General features: G+C 71.5%; 10 protein-coding genes. 7 read left to right on the top strand and 3 right to left on the bottom strand.

What is annotated here, in order from left to right; translation table 11 throughout:
* The first annotated feature begins 200 nt into the window (after positions 1 to 200).
* Complete coding sequence (locus tag NK718_RS06110; protein ID WP_254739625.1) at positions 201 to 1,280, top strand: HD-GYP domain-containing protein; 1,080 nt, start codon at positions 201 to 203, stop codon at positions 1,278 to 1,280.
* Here the strand turns inward: NK718_RS06110 and mutS are convergent.
* Positions 1,277 to 4,009 carry a DNA mismatch repair protein MutS gene (gene mutS / locus NK718_RS06115; protein ID WP_254739627.1) on the bottom strand — a complete coding sequence of 911 codons (2,733 nt, stop codon included), beginning with the start codon at positions 4,007 to 4,009 and terminating at the stop codon, positions 1,277 to 1,279. The genes NK718_RS06110 and mutS overlap by 4 nt on opposite strands.
* 140 nt (positions 4,010 to 4,149) lie before the next feature.
* On the opposite strand from mutS, the gene NK718_RS06120 reads away from it, so the two are divergent.
* The 3 genes from NK718_RS06120 to hrpB all read left to right on the top strand — a co-directional run bounded on the left by NK718_RS06120 (position 4,150) and on the right by hrpB (position 9,591).
* A complete protein-coding gene (locus NK718_RS06120; RefSeq protein WP_254739629.1) occupies positions 4,150 to 6,441 on the top strand; it encodes an NADP-dependent malic enzyme in 2,292 nt (763 codons plus the stop codon).
* A 2-nt stretch (positions 6,442 to 6,443) separates the two neighbouring features.
* Positions 6,444 to 7,058 carry an HAD family hydrolase gene (locus NK718_RS06125; RefSeq protein WP_254739631.1) on the top strand — a complete coding sequence of 205 codons (615 nt, stop codon included), beginning with the start codon at positions 6,444 to 6,446 and terminating at the stop codon, positions 7,056 to 7,058.
* A 67-nt stretch (positions 7,059 to 7,125) separates the two neighbouring features.
* On the top strand, positions 7,126 to 9,591 hold the full coding sequence (gene hrpB, locus NK718_RS06130) for an ATP-dependent helicase HrpB (protein ID WP_254739633.1): 2,466 nt from the start codon (positions 7,126 to 7,128) through the stop codon (positions 9,589 to 9,591).
* A gap of 4 nt (positions 9,592 to 9,595) precedes the next feature.
* On the opposite strand, the gene NK718_RS06135 is transcribed toward hrpB, so the two are convergent.
* Both NK718_RS06135 and NK718_RS06140 read right to left on the bottom strand, forming a co-directional pair.
* Positions 9,596 to 9,991: a methylglyoxal synthase gene (locus NK718_RS06135; RefSeq protein WP_254739635.1), complete on the bottom strand. Its 396-nt coding sequence runs from the start codon at positions 9,989 to 9,991 to the stop codon at positions 9,596 to 9,598.
* 21 nt (positions 9,992 to 10,012) lie between these two features.
* A complete protein-coding gene (locus NK718_RS06140; RefSeq protein WP_254739637.1) occupies positions 10,013 to 10,882 on the bottom strand; it encodes a DUF1194 domain-containing protein in 870 nt (289 codons plus the stop codon).
* 180 nt (positions 10,883 to 11,062) lie between these two features.
* Between NK718_RS06140 and NK718_RS06145 the strand changes: the two genes are divergently transcribed.
* From NK718_RS06145 to NK718_RS06155, 3 genes are read left to right on the top strand one after another with little or no spacing between them, the layout of a single operon-like run.
* A complete protein-coding gene (locus NK718_RS06145) occupies positions 11,063 to 12,055 on the top strand; it encodes a BMP family lipoprotein (protein ID WP_254739639.1) in 993 nt (330 codons plus the stop codon).
* Positions 12,052 to 13,611, top strand: coding sequence for an ABC transporter ATP-binding protein (locus NK718_RS06150; RefSeq protein WP_254739641.1), 1,560 nt, complete (start codon positions 12,052 to 12,054; stop codon positions 13,609 to 13,611). Before NK718_RS06145 ends, NK718_RS06150 begins: the two co-directional genes overlap by 4 nt.
* Entirely contained in the window at positions 13,608 to 14,708 is a 1,101-nt protein-coding gene (locus tag NK718_RS06155) for an ABC transporter permease (RefSeq protein ID WP_254739643.1), read from the top strand. Before NK718_RS06150 ends, NK718_RS06155 begins: the two co-directional genes overlap by 4 nt.
* Position 14,709 lies beyond the last annotated feature (1 nt).

A 14,709-nucleotide genomic window follows, 5' to 3' on the forward strand; every position in this document is an offset into this window, starting at 1 on the left:
CCCGTCGTACGTTCAACTTCAGGTCGCAATATTATTTCGCGCGACTTGAAGATGTAATGTTCCATCGAAACGCAGTATAGCGCTGATAATCCGAATACTGATAAGACAATCTTTACAAAAATGTCATCTGTTCAAACGGCGGGATGGGGGAGATCCTGAGGTCATCTTTAGGATGACCCCAACAGCGTTTGAGACGGATGATGCATCTGAGGATTTTGGCGGGGGACGAGGCGCGGGCGCGCGACCTTGCTTCCCAACTGCCGCCCGAGGTGACGTGCCGCCTGCTTCCGCCGGCCGGACCGCTGTCCGACATCGAGCCGGACGAAAGCGTGCTGGTCGACATCGACCTCGGCAATTCCTGGGTGACGGCCGAGCTGCGCGACGGGCTGCGCGCTCTGCGTCGGGCGCGGCGCGTGCTCGCCTTCGCCATCGACGGCGCGTCGCGCGCGCAGCACGCCGCCGCCTCCTCGATGGGGGCGACCCACATCCTCTCGCGCCCGCTGTCGGCCGGCAAGCTGCTCGACCTGTTCCGGGAGGCGTCGCAACCCGCCCTGGCCCGCATCGGGCTGCCACCGGAGATCCAGGCCTCGTTCGAGACGAACGGCGCGATGCTGGCCAGGCTGCTCAACGGCGGGCAGGCCCCGCAAGGCACCCGCCTGCAGGTCGAGACCGCGACGGACGAGACGATCGAGGCCATCGCGCAAGCCGGTCTCGCCACGTGGATCGAGGCGGTGAAGTGCCACCACGACGCCACCTTCCGCCACTGCCTGCAGGTCAACGGCCTCGCCATCGCGTTCGCGCGGACGCTGGGCTTCAGCCGGGCCGACATCAGGCGTCTCGGAGTGGCCAGCGCCGTCCACGACATCGGCAAGGCGCGCGTGCCGGTGAGGATCCTGGACAAGCAGGGCCGGCTGTCGCCGGAGGAGATCGACATCGTCAAGCTGCACCCCCGCTGGGGCGCTGACATCCTCGGCGAGGCGGCGGAATTCGAGCCCGAGGTCGTCGACGCCGTGCTGCACCACCACGAGATGCTCAACGGGTCGGGCTATCCGGACGGCATCTGCGGCAGGGAGATCGGCGACCTCACCCGCCTCGTCACCATCGTCGACATCTTCTCGGCGCTGCTCGAGGAACGCGCCTACAAGCCGTCTTTTCCCCCCGAGAAGGCGTTCGAGATGATGCTCGGCATGGGCGACAGGCTCGACGGGCCGCTCGTGCGCGCCTTCCGCCCGATCGTCGAGGCCCTGCAGGCGGCCATGGTGGGCCGGGCGGCCTCCTAGTCCGCCGCCCCCGCCTGCTTGAGCCGGTAGAGCGCGTCCAGCGCCTCGCGCGGCGACATGGCGTCGGGGTCGAGGCCGTCCAGCAGCACGCGGACGGGGTCGGGTTCCGGCTCGCGCTCCGCCGCCGGCGGCGCCTGGCGAGACGCCGCGGCGAACAAAGGCAAATCGTCGATCATCCGCTCGACCGGGGCGCGCCGGTCGGAGGCCTCCAGCTCGTCGAGGATCACCCGCGCGCGCTCCACCACCGCGCGCGGCAGGCCCGCCAGCTTGGCCACCTGGATGCCGTAGGATCGGTCGGCGACGCCGGGGACGACCTCGTGCAGGAACACGACGTCGCCCTGGAACTCCGTCACGCGCACTGTCGAGGTGACGAGGCGCGGCAGGCGGCGGGCCAGCGCGGTCAGCTCGTGGAAATGCGTCGCGAACAGCGCCCGGCAGCGATTGGCCTCGTGCAGGTGCTCGATTGCGGCCCAGGCGATGGAGAGTCCGTCGAACGTCGCGGTGCCGCGCCCGATCTCGTCGAGGATGACGAGCGAACGCGGCGTCGCCTGGTTGAGGATCGCCGCCGCCTCGATCATCTCGACCATGAAGGTCGAGCGTCCGCGCGCCAGGTCGTCGGCCGCGCCGACGCGGGAGAACAGCCGGTCCACCACGCCGATATGGGCGCGTCGCGCCGGCACGAAGCTGCCCATCTGCGCCAGCACGGCGGCGATGGCGTTCTGGCGCAGATAGGTCGACTTGCCGGCCATGTTGGGGCCGGTGACGAGCGCGATGCGGCCGCCCGCGCCGCCGGGCGGGGCCGACAGTTCGGCGTCGTTGGCGACGAAGGCCTGCCCCTCGCGCTTCAGGGCGGCCTCCACCACGGGGTGGCGCGCGCCTTCCAGCGCGAAGGCGAGGCTGTCGTCGACGGTCGGGCGCACCCAGCCGCCGGCGTCCGCCAGCTCCGCCAGCGCCGTCGCCACGTCCACCACGGCGAGCGCGTCGGCGACGCCCTTGATCGGGTCGCCGAGGGCGACCGCGGCCGCGGCCAACCGGTCGAAATGGCTAAACTCGATGGCGAGCGCCCGTTCGCCCGCCGACGCGATGCGGCTTTCCAGGTCCGCAAGCTCGGCCGTGGAAAACCGCATCGCGCCCTGCATCGTCTGGCGATGGATGTAGCGGGCGTTGAGCGGGGGCCGCAGCAGCTCCTCGCCCGCCGCCTGCGGCGTCTCGATGAAATAACCGAGGAAATTGTTGTGCTTGACGCGCAGCGTCCGGCAGCCGGTCTCCTCGGCGTAGCGGGCCTGCAGGTCGGCGACCACCCGCCGGCTCTCGTCGCGGAGCGCGCGGGTCTCGTCGAGCGCGCTGTCGCAGCCTGCCCGGATGAAGCCGCCGTCGCGGCGGTTCAGCGGCAGCTCGTCCGCCAGCGCCGCCGCGAGGTCGGCTTCAAGCGCCGGGTCGACGCCGGCCAGCGCTTCGGCCGCGCGCGCCAGCTCCGCCGGCGGCAGCGCCGCGCCGGAGAGGGCCGCGCCGATGGCCCGCCCGGCGGCCAGTCCGTCGCGCAAGGCGGCGAGGTCGCGCGGCCCGCCGCGCTGAAGCGTCAGCCGCGCCAGAGCGCGGGCCAGGTCCGGCGCGCCCTTCAGCGCCTGCCGCAGCGCCCCGCGCAGCACCGGGTCGTCGACGAACCACGCGACGGCGTCGAGCCGCTCGTCGATGGCGGCGACGTCGGTGAGCGGGCCGGCCAACCGCTCGGCCAGCAGCCGTCCGCCGCCCGGCGTCAGCGTGCGGTCGATGGTCGCGAGCAGGCTGCCGGCGCGCTCGCCCCCGAGCGTGCGCGAGAGTTCGAGGTTGGCGCGCGTGGCGGCGTCGATCTGCACGCAGGCGCCGGGTTCGGCGTGGCGGGGCGGCGACAGCGGCGGTCGCGCGCCGAGCTGCGTGCGCTCCACATAGGCGACGACGGCCGCCGCGGCCGCGATCTCCGCCCGGCTGAACGCGCCGAAGCCGGCCAGCGTGCCGACACCGAAAAAGGCGCATAGCCGCCGCTCGCCCGAGAGGGGGTCGAGGCCGTCGCGGCCCATCGGCGTCACGGCGGCGCGCGTCTCCCGCCACAGCGCCTTCAGCGCCGGCTCGTCGAGCGCGCTGTCGGGGACCAGGATTTCGCGCGGCTCAAGGCGGGCGATCTCGGCCTGCAGCCCCGCCGCCCCAGTCTCGCGCACGGTGAAGACGCCGGTGGAGATGTCGACGGCGGCGAGCCCGTAGACCCACTCCGCCTCGGAAGCGCGCACGCGCGCCACGGCGGCCAGCAGGTTGGCGCGGCCGGGCTCCAGCAGCGTGTCCTCGGTGATCGTGCCGGGCGTGACGAGGCGGACTACGGCGCGACGCACGACGGACTTGCCGCCGCGCTTGCGCGCCTCGGCCGGGTCCTCGGTCTGTTCGCAGACGGCGACGCGATGGCCGGCGCCGATCAGCCGATTGAGATAGTCCTCGGCGCGCTCCACCGGCACGCCGCACATGGCGATATCCTCGCCCAGGTGCTTGCCGCGCTTGGTCAGCACGATGCCCAGCGTGCGCGAGGCGATCTCCGCGTCCTCGAAGAACAGCTCGTAGAAATCGCCCATGCGGTAGAACAGGAGGCAGTCCGCGTTGGCGGCCTTGATCTCCATGTACTGCGCCATCATGGGCGTGGCGCGCGCGTCCCCCGCCGCGCGGGCGGACGAATCGGGGGTGGGTTCGACGGGGAGCGCGCTCATGGCGCGGACGCTAGCAAAGCCGCGCCGCCATGGCACGGCCAGGATAACGTGCGCGGCGGCTTATCCGCAGCGTTTCCGCGCTTGAGCCCGCCCCCCCGCGCTGCTTAAGTTGCCAGCCCCGCCTCTTTCGGACACCCGCCATGGCCAAGCCCGACGACAAACCCAAGCGCACCCGGCCCACGATCAGCGATCAGGAGGCGCTTCAGTTCCATCAGGCCGGCCGGCCGGGGAAGATCGAGATCGTCGCCACCAAGCCGATGGCGACCCAGCGCGACCTGTCGCTGGCCTATTCGCCGGGCGTCGCGGTGCCCGTGCTCGCCATCGCCGAGGACGCCAGCCGGGCTTACGACTACACCGCAAAGGGGAATCTCGTCGCCGTCATCTCCAACGGAACGGCCATCCTCGGCCTCGGCAATCTCGGAGCGCTCGCGTCGAAGCCGGTGATGGAAGGCAAGGCGGTGCTGTTCAAGCGCTTCGCCGACGTCGATTCGATCGATATCGAGGTCGACGCCGAGGACCCGCAGAAATTCATCGACGCGGTGCGCTACCTCGGCCCGTCCTTCGGCGGCATCAACCTGGAGGACATCAAGGCACCCGAGTGCTTCATCATCGAGGAGAAGCTTCGGGAGCTGATGGACATCCCGGTCTTCCACGACGACCAGCACGGCACGGCGATCATCGCCACCGCCGGCATCCTGAACGCGATCCAGCTCACCGGCCGGGACATCAAGACCACCAGGCTCGTCTGCAACGGCGCCGGCGCGGCGGGCATCGCCTGCCTCGAACTCATCAAGGCGATGGGCTTTGCGCCCGAGAACGTGTTGCTGTGCGACACCAAGGGCGTCGTCTGGCGCGGCCGCACGGAGGGCATGAACCAGTGGAAGTCCGCCCACGCGACGGAAACCTCGGCCCGCACGCTGGAGGACGCGATGCAGGGCGCGGACGTGTTCTTCGGCCTGTCGGCCAAGGGCGCGCTGTCGGCCGAGATGGTGCGCGCCATGGCGCCCAACCCCATCATCTTCGCGATGGCCAATCCCGATCCCGAGATCACGCCTGAGGAGGCGCACGCGGTGCGCGACGACGTGATCATCGCCACGGGCCGCTCGGACTATCCCAACCAGGTCAACAACGTCCTCGGCTTCCCCTACATCTTCCGAGGCGCGCTGGACGTGCGCGCCACGACCATCAACATGGAGATGAAGATCGCCGCGGCGCTGGCGCTGGCGAAGCTGGCGCAGGAGGACGTGCCGGACGAGGTCGCCGCCGCCTACCAGGGCGCGCGCCCGCGCTTCGGCCGCGAATACATCATCCCGGTGCCGTTCGATCCGCGCCTCATCCACACTATTCCGCCGGCGGTGGCGCAGGCGGCGATGGACACCGGCGTGGCGCGCCGCCCCATCGTCGACATGAACGCCTACAAGGCGCAGCTCTCGGCCCGGCGGGACCCCATCGCCGGCACCCTGCAGCGGACCATCGAGCGCGTGCGGCGCTATCCCAAGCGGGTCGTCTTCGCCGAGGGCGAGGAGGAGCAGGTCATCCGCGCGGCGGTGTCCTTCGTCAACCAGGGCCTCGGCACCGCCATCCTGGTCGGCCGCGAGGACCGCATCTTCGAGACGGCGGCTTTCGCCGGCATCGACATCGAGGCGCGCGACGGCATCGAAATCCGCAACGCCCGCCTCTCCCACCGCAATTCGGCCTATGCGCAGTACCTCTATGACCGGCTGCAGCGGAAGGGCTACCTGTTCCGCGACTGCCAGCGCATGATCAACCAGGACCGCAACCATTTCGGCGCGGCCATGGTGGCGCTGGGCGACGCCGACGCGATGGTGACCGGCGTCACCCGCAACTTCTCCATCGCGCTGTCGGACGTCCGCAACGTGATCGACACGCGCCCGGGCCACAAGCTCATCGGCGTGTCGCTGGTGGTGGCGCGCGGGCGCACCGTCATCGTCGCCGACACGGCGATCACCGAGATGCCCACGGCCTCCGAGATCGCCGAGATCGCCACCGAGGCCGCCGGCGTGGCCCGCCGGCTGGGCTACGAGCCGCGCGTCGCGATGCTGGCCTTCTCCACCTTCGGCCATCCGCCGGGCGAGCGTTCGGCCAAGGTCATCGAGGCCGTGCGCATCCTCGACCAGCGCCGCGTCGACTTCGAGTACGACGGCGAGATGGCCGCTGACGTGGCGCTCAACAAGGAGCTGATGGCGCAGTACCCGTTCTGCCGGCTGTCCGACACCGCCAACGTGCTGGTGATGCCCGCCTTCCACTCGGCCTCCATCTCCACCAAGATGCTGCAGGCGCTGGGGGGATCGACGGTCATCGGGCCGCTGCTCGTCGGCCTCGACAAGGCCGTGCAGATCGTGCCGCTGGGCGCGAAGGACAGCGACATCGTCAACATGGCCGCGCTGGCCGCCTTCAACGTAGGCGGGTGACGATGCAGCGTCCGCCCCGCGTCGTCGTCTTCGACATCGGCAACGTCCTGCTCGACTGGGACCCTCGCCACCTCTACCGGCGCGTGTTCGACGACCATGCGCGCATGGAGTGGTTCCTGTCCGAGGTCTGCACCCCGGCCTGGAACCTCGAGCAGGACCGCGGCCGCCCGTTCGCCGATGCGGTGGCCGAGCGCATCGCGCTGTTCCCCGACATGGCGGCCGAGATCCGCGCCTATGACGAGCGCTGGCTGGAGACGCTGGCCGGGGCGATCCAGGGCTCGGTCGACATCCTGCTGAGGCTGCGCGCCGCCGGCGTGCCGAACTACGCCATCACCAACTTCTCGGCCGAGAAGTTCGTCGACGCCTGCCTGCACTACCCGTTCCTGACCGGCTTCGACGGCGTTGTCGTGTCGGGCGCGGAGAAGCTGATCAAGCCGGCGCCGGAGATCTACGGGGTGCTGTTCACCCGCTACGGGCTGGACCCGGCCGAGTGCGTGTTCATCGACGATTCCGAGAAGAACGTGGTCGCCGCGCGCGAGGTCGGGATGCGCGCCATCCACTTCACGAGCCCGGCCGCCCTGCGCGACGAGCTGGCCGCGCTGGGCTTTCCGGTCTGAGAGTCGGGAGCCCGCCGCGCCGCGCGGCGGGCTTGCCTTCGCCGCGCGCCCCCGTACAACGCCGGCCATGGCCCGCTTCCCAACCGAACTGCCGATCGACGAGGCGCTTCCGGCGCTGACGGACGCGCTGCGGGCGCGCAACGCCGCCGTGCTGGTCGCGCCGCCCGGCGCGGGAAAGACCACGCGGGTGCCGCTCGTCCTCCTCGACGAGCCCTGGGCCGAGGGCGGCCGCATCCTCGTGCTCGAGCCGCGGCGGCTCGCCGCCCGCGCCGCCGCCGAGCGGATGGCGACGCTGCGAGGCGAAAAGGTCGGCGACACGGTCGGCATCCGCGTCCGCATGGGCTCGAAGGTGGGGCCCAGGACGCGCGTCGAGGTCGTCACCGAAGGCGTGTTCGGGCGGATGATCCTGGACGACCCGGAGCTGACCGGCGTGCGCGCCGTGCTGTTCGACGAATTTCACGAACGCTCGCTCGACGCCGATCTCGGCCTGGCGCTGGCGCTCGACTGCCAGTCCGCGCTGCGGGAGGATCTGCGCCTGCTCGTCATGTCCGCCACGCTGGACGGCGCGCGCGTCGCGGCGCTGCTCGGCGACGCGCCGGTGATCGCCAGCGAAGGCAGGGCCTATCCGGTCGAGACCCGCTATCTCGGCCGCGACACGCGCCGGCGGATCGAGGAGGAGGTCGCCGCCGCCGTGCTGCGGGCGCTGCGGGCCGAGACCGGCTCCATGCTGGTGTTCCTGCCCGGACAGGCGGAGATCCGGCGCACCGAGGCGCTGCTGCGCGAGCGGATCGACGACCACGACGTGGACCTCGCGCCGCTCTACGGCGCGATGGACCAGCGCGCGCAGGACCTCGCGGTCGCACCCGCCCGGCCCGGCCGCCGCAAGATCGTGCTCGCCACTTCCATCGCCGAGACCTCGCTGACCATCGAGGGCGTGCGCGTCGTCGTGGACAGCGGGCTCGCCCGCGTGCCGCGCTTCGAGCCGTCGATCGGGCTGACGCGCCTGGAGACGGTGCGCGTGTCGCGCGCCGCCGCCGATCAGCGGCGCGGCCGCGCCGGGCGCACCGAGCCGGGCGTCTGCTACCGTTTGTGGGAGGAGGCGGGCACCGGCGCGCTCGAAGCATTCTCGCGGCCCGAAATCCTGTCGGCGGACCTGTCCGGCCTCGTGCTCGACTGCGCCGCCTGGGGCGTCACGGACCCGCGCCGCCTCGCCTTCCTCGACCCGCCGCCCGAGCCGGCGTTGAAGGAGGCCGTCGCGCTGCTGCGCGAGATCGACGCGCTCGACGCCGATGGCCGGCTGACCGACGAGGGCAGGGCGATCCGCGCGTTGCCGCTGCCGCCGCGCCTCGCGCGCATGCTCGTCGACGCCGGGCGGCGCGGGCAGGCGCGGCTGGCCGGCGACATCGCGGCCATCGTCACGGAGCGCGGCCTGGGCGGCGATTCCACCAGCCTCGTCGACCGCCTTCACGCGCTGCGCCGCGACCGGAGCCGCCGCGCCGAGGAGATGCGCCGCCTGGCGCGCGGCTGGGCCGAGGCCGTGGGCGGCGACGGCGATCCCGGCGATCCGGCGCAGGCCGGCGCGGTGCTGGCCCTCGCCTATCCCGACCGGGTGGCGAAGGCGCGCGGCGGGCAAGGCGCGTTCCTGATGGCGAACGGCCGGGGCGCGGCGCTGGAGCCGGGCGACCCGCTGGCGCGCGAGCCGTTCCTCGCCATCGCCGAGATCGCCGGCGGCGCGGCGTCCGCCCGCGTCCTGCTCGCCGCGCCGATCGCGCTGGAGGAGATCGAGGCCGAGTTCGCCGGGCGGATCGAAACCCGCGAGGAGGTCGCGTTCGACAGGGCCGCCGCCGCGCTGCGGGCGCGCCGCGCGCGCCGCCTCGGCGCGCTCGTGCTGGCCGACCGCACGCTGCCCACGCCGGAGGGGCCCGAGGCGGCGCGCCTGCTGGCCGAGGGCGTGGCCGCGCTCGGCGTCCACCGCCTGCCCTGGACCAGGGCGCAGTTGCAGCTGAGGGCGCGCGTCGCCTTCCTGCGCCGCGCCGATCCGTCGTTCCCGGACCTCTCCGACGCCGCGCTCGCCGCCGCCGCCGCGGCCTGGCTTGCTCCCTTCGTGGAAGGGCGCGCCAGCCTCGCCGCCATCACAACCGACGATCTCGGCCAGGCGCTCGCCGCGCTGCTGCCCTGGGACCTGGCGCGACGCCTCGACGCCGAGTGCCCGACGCATTTCGAGGCGCCGACGGGGCAGCGCCACGCCATCGACTACGAGGCCGAGGGCGGCCCGGTGCTCGCCGTCCGCGTGCAGGAGCTGTTCGGGCTGCGCGACCACCCGGCCGTGGCCGGCGGCCGGCTGCCGCTGGTACTGCACCTTCTGTCGCCGGCCCACCGGCCGATCCAGATCACGCGCGACCTGCCGGGCTTCTGGCGCGGCTCCTGGGCGGCGGTGAAGGCCGAGATGAAGGGGCGCTACCCGCGCCACCCCTGGCCGGACGACCCCGCCAGCGCCGCGCCGACCACCCGCGCCAAGCCGCGCGGGACGTGAGCCGCTAGGCCCTGCGCCGGAACGCGGCCTCGAAGCCGGCCACGACGAGGTCGGCCGTCGAGGGATTGCAGGCCATCGGGATGTCGTAGACGAGCGCCAGGCGGGTCAGCGCCTTGACGTCGACGTCGTGCGGGTGCGGCGACAGCGGGTCGACGAAGAACACGAGCCCGTCGAGCTGGCCCTCGGCGATCAGCGCGCCGATCTGCTGGTCGCCGCCCAGCGGGCCGCTCTTGAAGCGCGTGATCCGCAGCTCGGGGCAGCGCTCCAGCACGCGCGCGCCGGTGGTGCCGGTGGAATAGAGGTCGCACAGGGCGAGCTTGCGCCGGTGCCGCTCGGCCCACTCCACCATGGCGGCCTTCTTCTGGTCGTGCGCGATCAGCCCCAGCCTGAAACGAGCCATACGCCCCTCGAAGTCATCGGTTCAGTTGCCCCAGCGCTGCTGCCAGGAGCGTTCGCCGAACGTGCAGCTCGACGACGGCGCCTCCGGCGTCGCCTGCGCGGGGATCACGTTGTGCGGGCGTTCACGCTGCGGCGCAAGCGCCACTTCGAGCAGGATCTTGGTGCGGATGGCGTCGACGAACTGGCTGCGCTCGCGGATCGGGATGGTGAAGGCCGCCGGCCCGCCGATCACGCAGTCGGTGTAGTACTGGTCGAGGTGGGCGACTTCGGGATAGCCGAAATTCGGCCTGTTCAGCATGATCGGCAGGCCGTTGATGGTGATCCCGGCGGCGAGCGCGTCGTCGCGCGCCTGGGTCACCGGCCGTCCCTGGTTGTTGGAGCCGTCACCGGAGACATCGATAACGCGCTTCAGGCCGCGATAATTGTTGGTCTCGAACATCGAGACCGCGAAGTCGAGCGCCCCGGAGATCGAGGTTCGGTAGAGCCGCCGGATCGGCCTGGCGGCGAGCTTGGCGGCGAACTCCTGCGCCGTCTCGATCCCGTCGATCACCTGCCAGTCGACCACGACGTCCTGGTTGCCGGTGCCCGCCCATTCCATGTAGGCGACGGCGATGCGCCCGTTCACGCCCTTCGAGATGGCGTCGAGGATGACGGGGGATCTGAACGCCTCGACATAGCCCTGGCGCTGCAGGGCCTGCTCCTCCGGGTCCATGGAGTAGGAAATGTCCACGGCGAGGACGAGCTCGACGTCCACCTCGATGGAGCCGTCCCGCGCCAAAGCGGGTCGGCCGCTCGCGGCGAGGAGGGCCGCCAGCGCGGCCAGCCCGGCCAGCGCCGATCGAACGCCCGTGTGCGTGCGTGACGAGAAAACCGTGGACGCAAGATGGAACATGCCGTCCTCCGTGGTCTCCGAGAGGCCAGTGTGCCACTGCAGCGCGCGAACGCCAATGGCCGCACGCCGCCTCAAGCGCCACTTCACCTGCGCCGGTGCTCGTGCCATCTTGGCCGCAGTGCGTCCGGCCGCCGGCCAACGGCGGCGCGACGAGGGTTTTCGAGACGGGAGAGCACGGCGATGCGCGGGTGGATCTTGGGGGTGGTGGCGGCGACGGCGATGGGCGGCGCGGCCTGGGCGCAGGAGGTGAAGCCCGCCATCGTGTACGACCTCGGCGGCAAGTTCGACAAATCCTTCAACGAGGGCGTCTACAACGGGGCCGAGCAGTTCAAGAAGGCGACCGGGATCGAGTACCGGGACTTCGAGATCCAGAACGACGCGCAGCGCGAGCAGGCCCTGCGCCGCTTCGCCCGCGACGGCTTCTCGCCCATCGTCGCCGTCGGCTTCAGCCAGGCCAGCGCCGTCGAGAAGGTCGCCAAGGAGTTCCCCAACGCCAAGTTCACCATCATCGACATGGTGGTCGACGCGCCGAACGTGCAGTCCGTGGTGTTCAAGGAGCACGAGGGCTCGTTCCTGGTCGGCCTTCTCGCGGCCAAGGCCTCGAAGACCGGCAAGGTCGGCTTCGTCGGCGGCATGGACATCCCGCTGATCCGCAAGTTCGCCTGCGGCTACGTGCAGGGCGTCAAGTTCGCCAACCCCTCGGCCGAGGTGTTCCAGAACATGACGGGCACCACGGGCGCGGCCTGGAACGACCCGGTGAAGGGGGCGGAACTCGCCAAGGCGCAGATCGACCGCGGCGCGGACGTCATCTATCACGCCGCCGGCGGCACCGGCATCGGCGTGCTGCGCGCCACCGCGGACGCCGGCAAGCTCGGCATCGGCGTCGACTCCAACCAGAACGGCCTGCACCCGGGCAAGGTGCTCACGTCCATGCTGAAGCGGGTCGACACCGCCACGGTCGCGACCTTCACCCAGGCCAAGGACAACAAGTGGAAGGCGGGCGTCAGCGTGCTCGGCCTCGCCGAGGGCGGCGTCGGCTGGGCGCTGGACGACAACAACAAGGCCCTGATCACCGCCGACATGAAGGCCGCAGCCGACAAGGCGGCCGCGGACATCATCTCCGGCGCCATCAAGGTTCACGACTACATGTCCGACCAGAAGTGCCCGGGTTGAGCGCAGGCGGCGAGGGCGCGGGCTCCCCGGAGCCTGCGCCGTCGCTCGAACTGGTCGGAATCGACAAGCGGTTCGGGGAGGTCCACGCCAACAAGGCGGTGGACCTCGTCGTCCGGCGCGGCTCCATCCACGGCATCGTGGGAGAGAACGGCGCCGGCAAGTCGACGCTGATGTCCATCGTGTACGGCTTCTACGAGGCCGACGCCGGCGAGATCCGCGTCAATGGACGCCCGGTCCGCATCCGCGCTCCGCGCGAGGCGATCGCGGCCGGCATCGGCATGGTCCACCAGCACTTCATGCTGGTCGAGCCGCTGAGCGTGCTCGACAATGTCATGCTGGGCGCGGAGGGCGGAGCGCTGCTGCGCGCCGGCGCGCGCAAGGCGCGGGCCGAGCTGGAGCGGCTGTCGACCGAGTACGGCCTCGCCATCGACCCCGACGCCATTGTCGGCGACCTGCCCGTCGGGTTGCAGCAGCGCGTCGAGCTTCTCAAGGCGCTGGTGCGCGGGGCCGACATCCTGGTCCTCGACGAGCCGACGGCGGTGCTGACGCCGGAGGAGGCCGACCACCTGTTCCGCCTGCTGCGCGTGCTGGCGAGCGAGGGCAAGACGGTCATCCTCATCACCCACAAGCTGCGCGAGATCATGGCCGTGACGAGCCGCGTCTCGGTGATGCGGCGCGGCGAGATGGTCGCCACGCTTGACACCGCCGACACCTCGCCGGGCCAGCTCGCCGAGCTGATGGTGGGCCGCCGCGTGCTGCTGCGGGTCGAGAAAGGCCCGGCGCGGCTCGGCGCGCTCCGCCTCCAGGTCCAGAACCTCACCGTGGTCGACGCGAAGGGCACGCCCCGCGTACGCGACGTGAGCTTCGGCGTCCACGCCGGCGAGATCGTCGGGGTGGCCGGCATCTCCGGCAACGGGCAGAGCGAATTGCTGGAGGCGCTGGCCGGAATGCGGCCCATCGCCGGCGGCCGCATCACGCTCGGCTCCACCGAGATCGGGCCCGAGCTGCGCGACCCGCACGTGCTGCGCCGGCGCGGCCTGCTGCACGTGCCGGAGGACCGGCTGCGCATGGGCCTCGTACCTCCGTTCGAGGCCTGCGAAAGCGCCATCCTCGGCTTCCACGAGGAGGAGCGCTATCGCGCCGGGCCGCTGCTGAGCCGCGACGCCGTCATCGAGGACACGCGCGAGAAGATGGAGTCCTACGACGTGCGCCCGCCGGCCCCGCTGCTGCGCACCTCCAAGTTCTCGGGCGGCAACCAGCAGAAGCTCGTGCTGGCCCGCGAGATCGAGCGGTCCCCCAAGGTCCTGCTGGTCGGCCAGCCGACGCGCGGGGTCGACATCGGCGCCATCGAGTTCATTCACCGCCGGCTCGTCGCGCTGCGCGACGCGGGCGTCGCCATCCTGCTCGTCTCGGTCGAGCTGGACGAGATCATGGGCCTCGCCGACCGTGTCGTGGTGATGTGCGGCGGCCGCGTCACCGGAGAGCGGCTGACGTCGGAGACCGACGAACGCGAACTCGGCCTCCTGATGGCCGGGGTGTCGGAGCAGGCGGCATGAGCGCGCCCATCGAGGTTCCGCGCTGGGTCGACCTCGCGCTCGTCCCGGCGCTGGCGGTCGTCGCCGCTTTCCTGGTCGCCGGGCTGGTCGTGCTCGCCATCGGCGAGAACCCGTTGTCGGCGACGCTGATCCTGCTGCGCGGCGCGCTCGGCAGCGGCGAGGGCCTGGGCTTCACGCTGTACTACGCCACCAACTTCATCTTCACGGGGCTGGCCGTGGCGGTGGCGTTCCATGCCGGCCTGTTCAACATCGGCGGCGAGGGCCAGGCGACGCTCGGCGGGCTCGGCGCGGCGCTGGTCTGCCTGCGGCTCGATTTCCTGCCGGCCTGGGCGCTGGTTCCGCTCGGCGCATTGTCGGCGGCCGCCTTCGGGGCCGCCTGGGCGTTCATCCCCGCCTGGCTGCAGGCGAGGCGTGGCAGCCACATCGTCATCACGACCATCATGTTCAACATGCTGGCTTCGGCGCTGCTGGTCTATTTGCTGGTCAACGTCATGGGCAAGCCGGGCTCCATGTCGGTGGAGACGCGGGTGTTCGCCCCGGCGGCGCACGTGCCGTTCGTGCACGAGCTGGCCGCCCAGTTCGGCGTCCCGATTCCAGCCTCGCCGTTGAACCTCTCCTTCGTGCTCGCTTTGGCGATGGCGGCGTTGATGTGGGTTGTGCTGTGGCGCACGCGGCTCGGCTACGCCATCCGCACCGTCGGCGCGAGCCCGACGGCGGCGGCCTATGCCGGCATCTCCAACACCCGGGTCATCGTGGTCGCCATGCTGATCTCCGGCGGGCTGGCGGGGCTGGTCGCGGTCAACGAGATCATGGGCGTGCAGGAGCGGCTGCTGCTGGAGTTCACCTCCGGCGCGGGCTTCATCGGCATCGCCGTGGCGCTGATGGGCCGCTCGCATCCGTTCGGAATCGTGCTGGCGTCGATCCTGTTCGGCGTGCTCTACCAGGGCGGCACGGAGCTCGCCTTCGACATGCCCTCGATCACCCGCGACATGGTGGTGACGATTTCCGGCCTTGTCATCCTGTTCGCGGGCGCGCTGGACGGGCTGTTTCGCCGGCCGCTCGCCGCCGCCTTCGCCGGCCGTGGGAAGGGGGCGTAGG

This window comes from Alsobacter ponti (genome assembly GCF_024294805.1).
Taxonomy (GTDB): domain Bacteria; phylum Pseudomonadota; class Alphaproteobacteria; order Rhizobiales; family Beijerinckiaceae; genus Alsobacter; species Alsobacter ponti.

What these genes read in the sequence shown, in the direction of transcription:
- NK718_RS06155 (WP_254739643.1), top strand. Translation starts at nt 13,608, where the DNA reads ATGAGCGCGCCCATCGAGGTTCCGCGCTGGGTCGACCTCGCGCTCGTC.
- mutS (WP_254739627.1), bottom strand. Translation starts at nt 4,009, where the DNA reads ATGAGCGCGCTCCCCGTCGAACCCACCCCCGATTCGTCCGCCCGCGCG.
- NK718_RS06125 (WP_254739631.1), top strand. Translation starts at nt 6,444, where the DNA reads ATGCAGCGTCCGCCCCGCGTCGTCGTCTTCGACATCGGCAACGTCCTG.
- NK718_RS06110 (WP_254739625.1), top strand. Translation starts at nt 201, where the DNA reads ATGCATCTGAGGATTTTGGCGGGGGACGAGGCGCGGGCGCGCGACCTT.
- NK718_RS06135 (WP_254739635.1), bottom strand. Translation starts at nt 9,991, where the DNA reads ATGGCTCGTTTCAGGCTGGGGCTGATCGCGCACGACCAGAAGAAGGCC.
- NK718_RS06120 (WP_254739629.1), top strand. Translation starts at nt 4,150, where the DNA reads ATGGCCAAGCCCGACGACAAACCCAAGCGCACCCGGCCCACGATCAGC.
- hrpB (WP_254739633.1), top strand. Translation starts at nt 7,126, where the DNA reads ATGGCCCGCTTCCCAACCGAACTGCCGATCGACGAGGCGCTTCCGGCG.
- NK718_RS06140 (WP_254739637.1), bottom strand. Translation starts at nt 10,882, where the DNA reads ATGTTCCATCTTGCGTCCACGGTTTTCTCGTCACGCACGCACACGGGC.
- NK718_RS06145 (WP_254739639.1), top strand. Translation starts at nt 11,063, where the DNA reads ATGCGCGGGTGGATCTTGGGGGTGGTGGCGGCGACGGCGATGGGCGGC.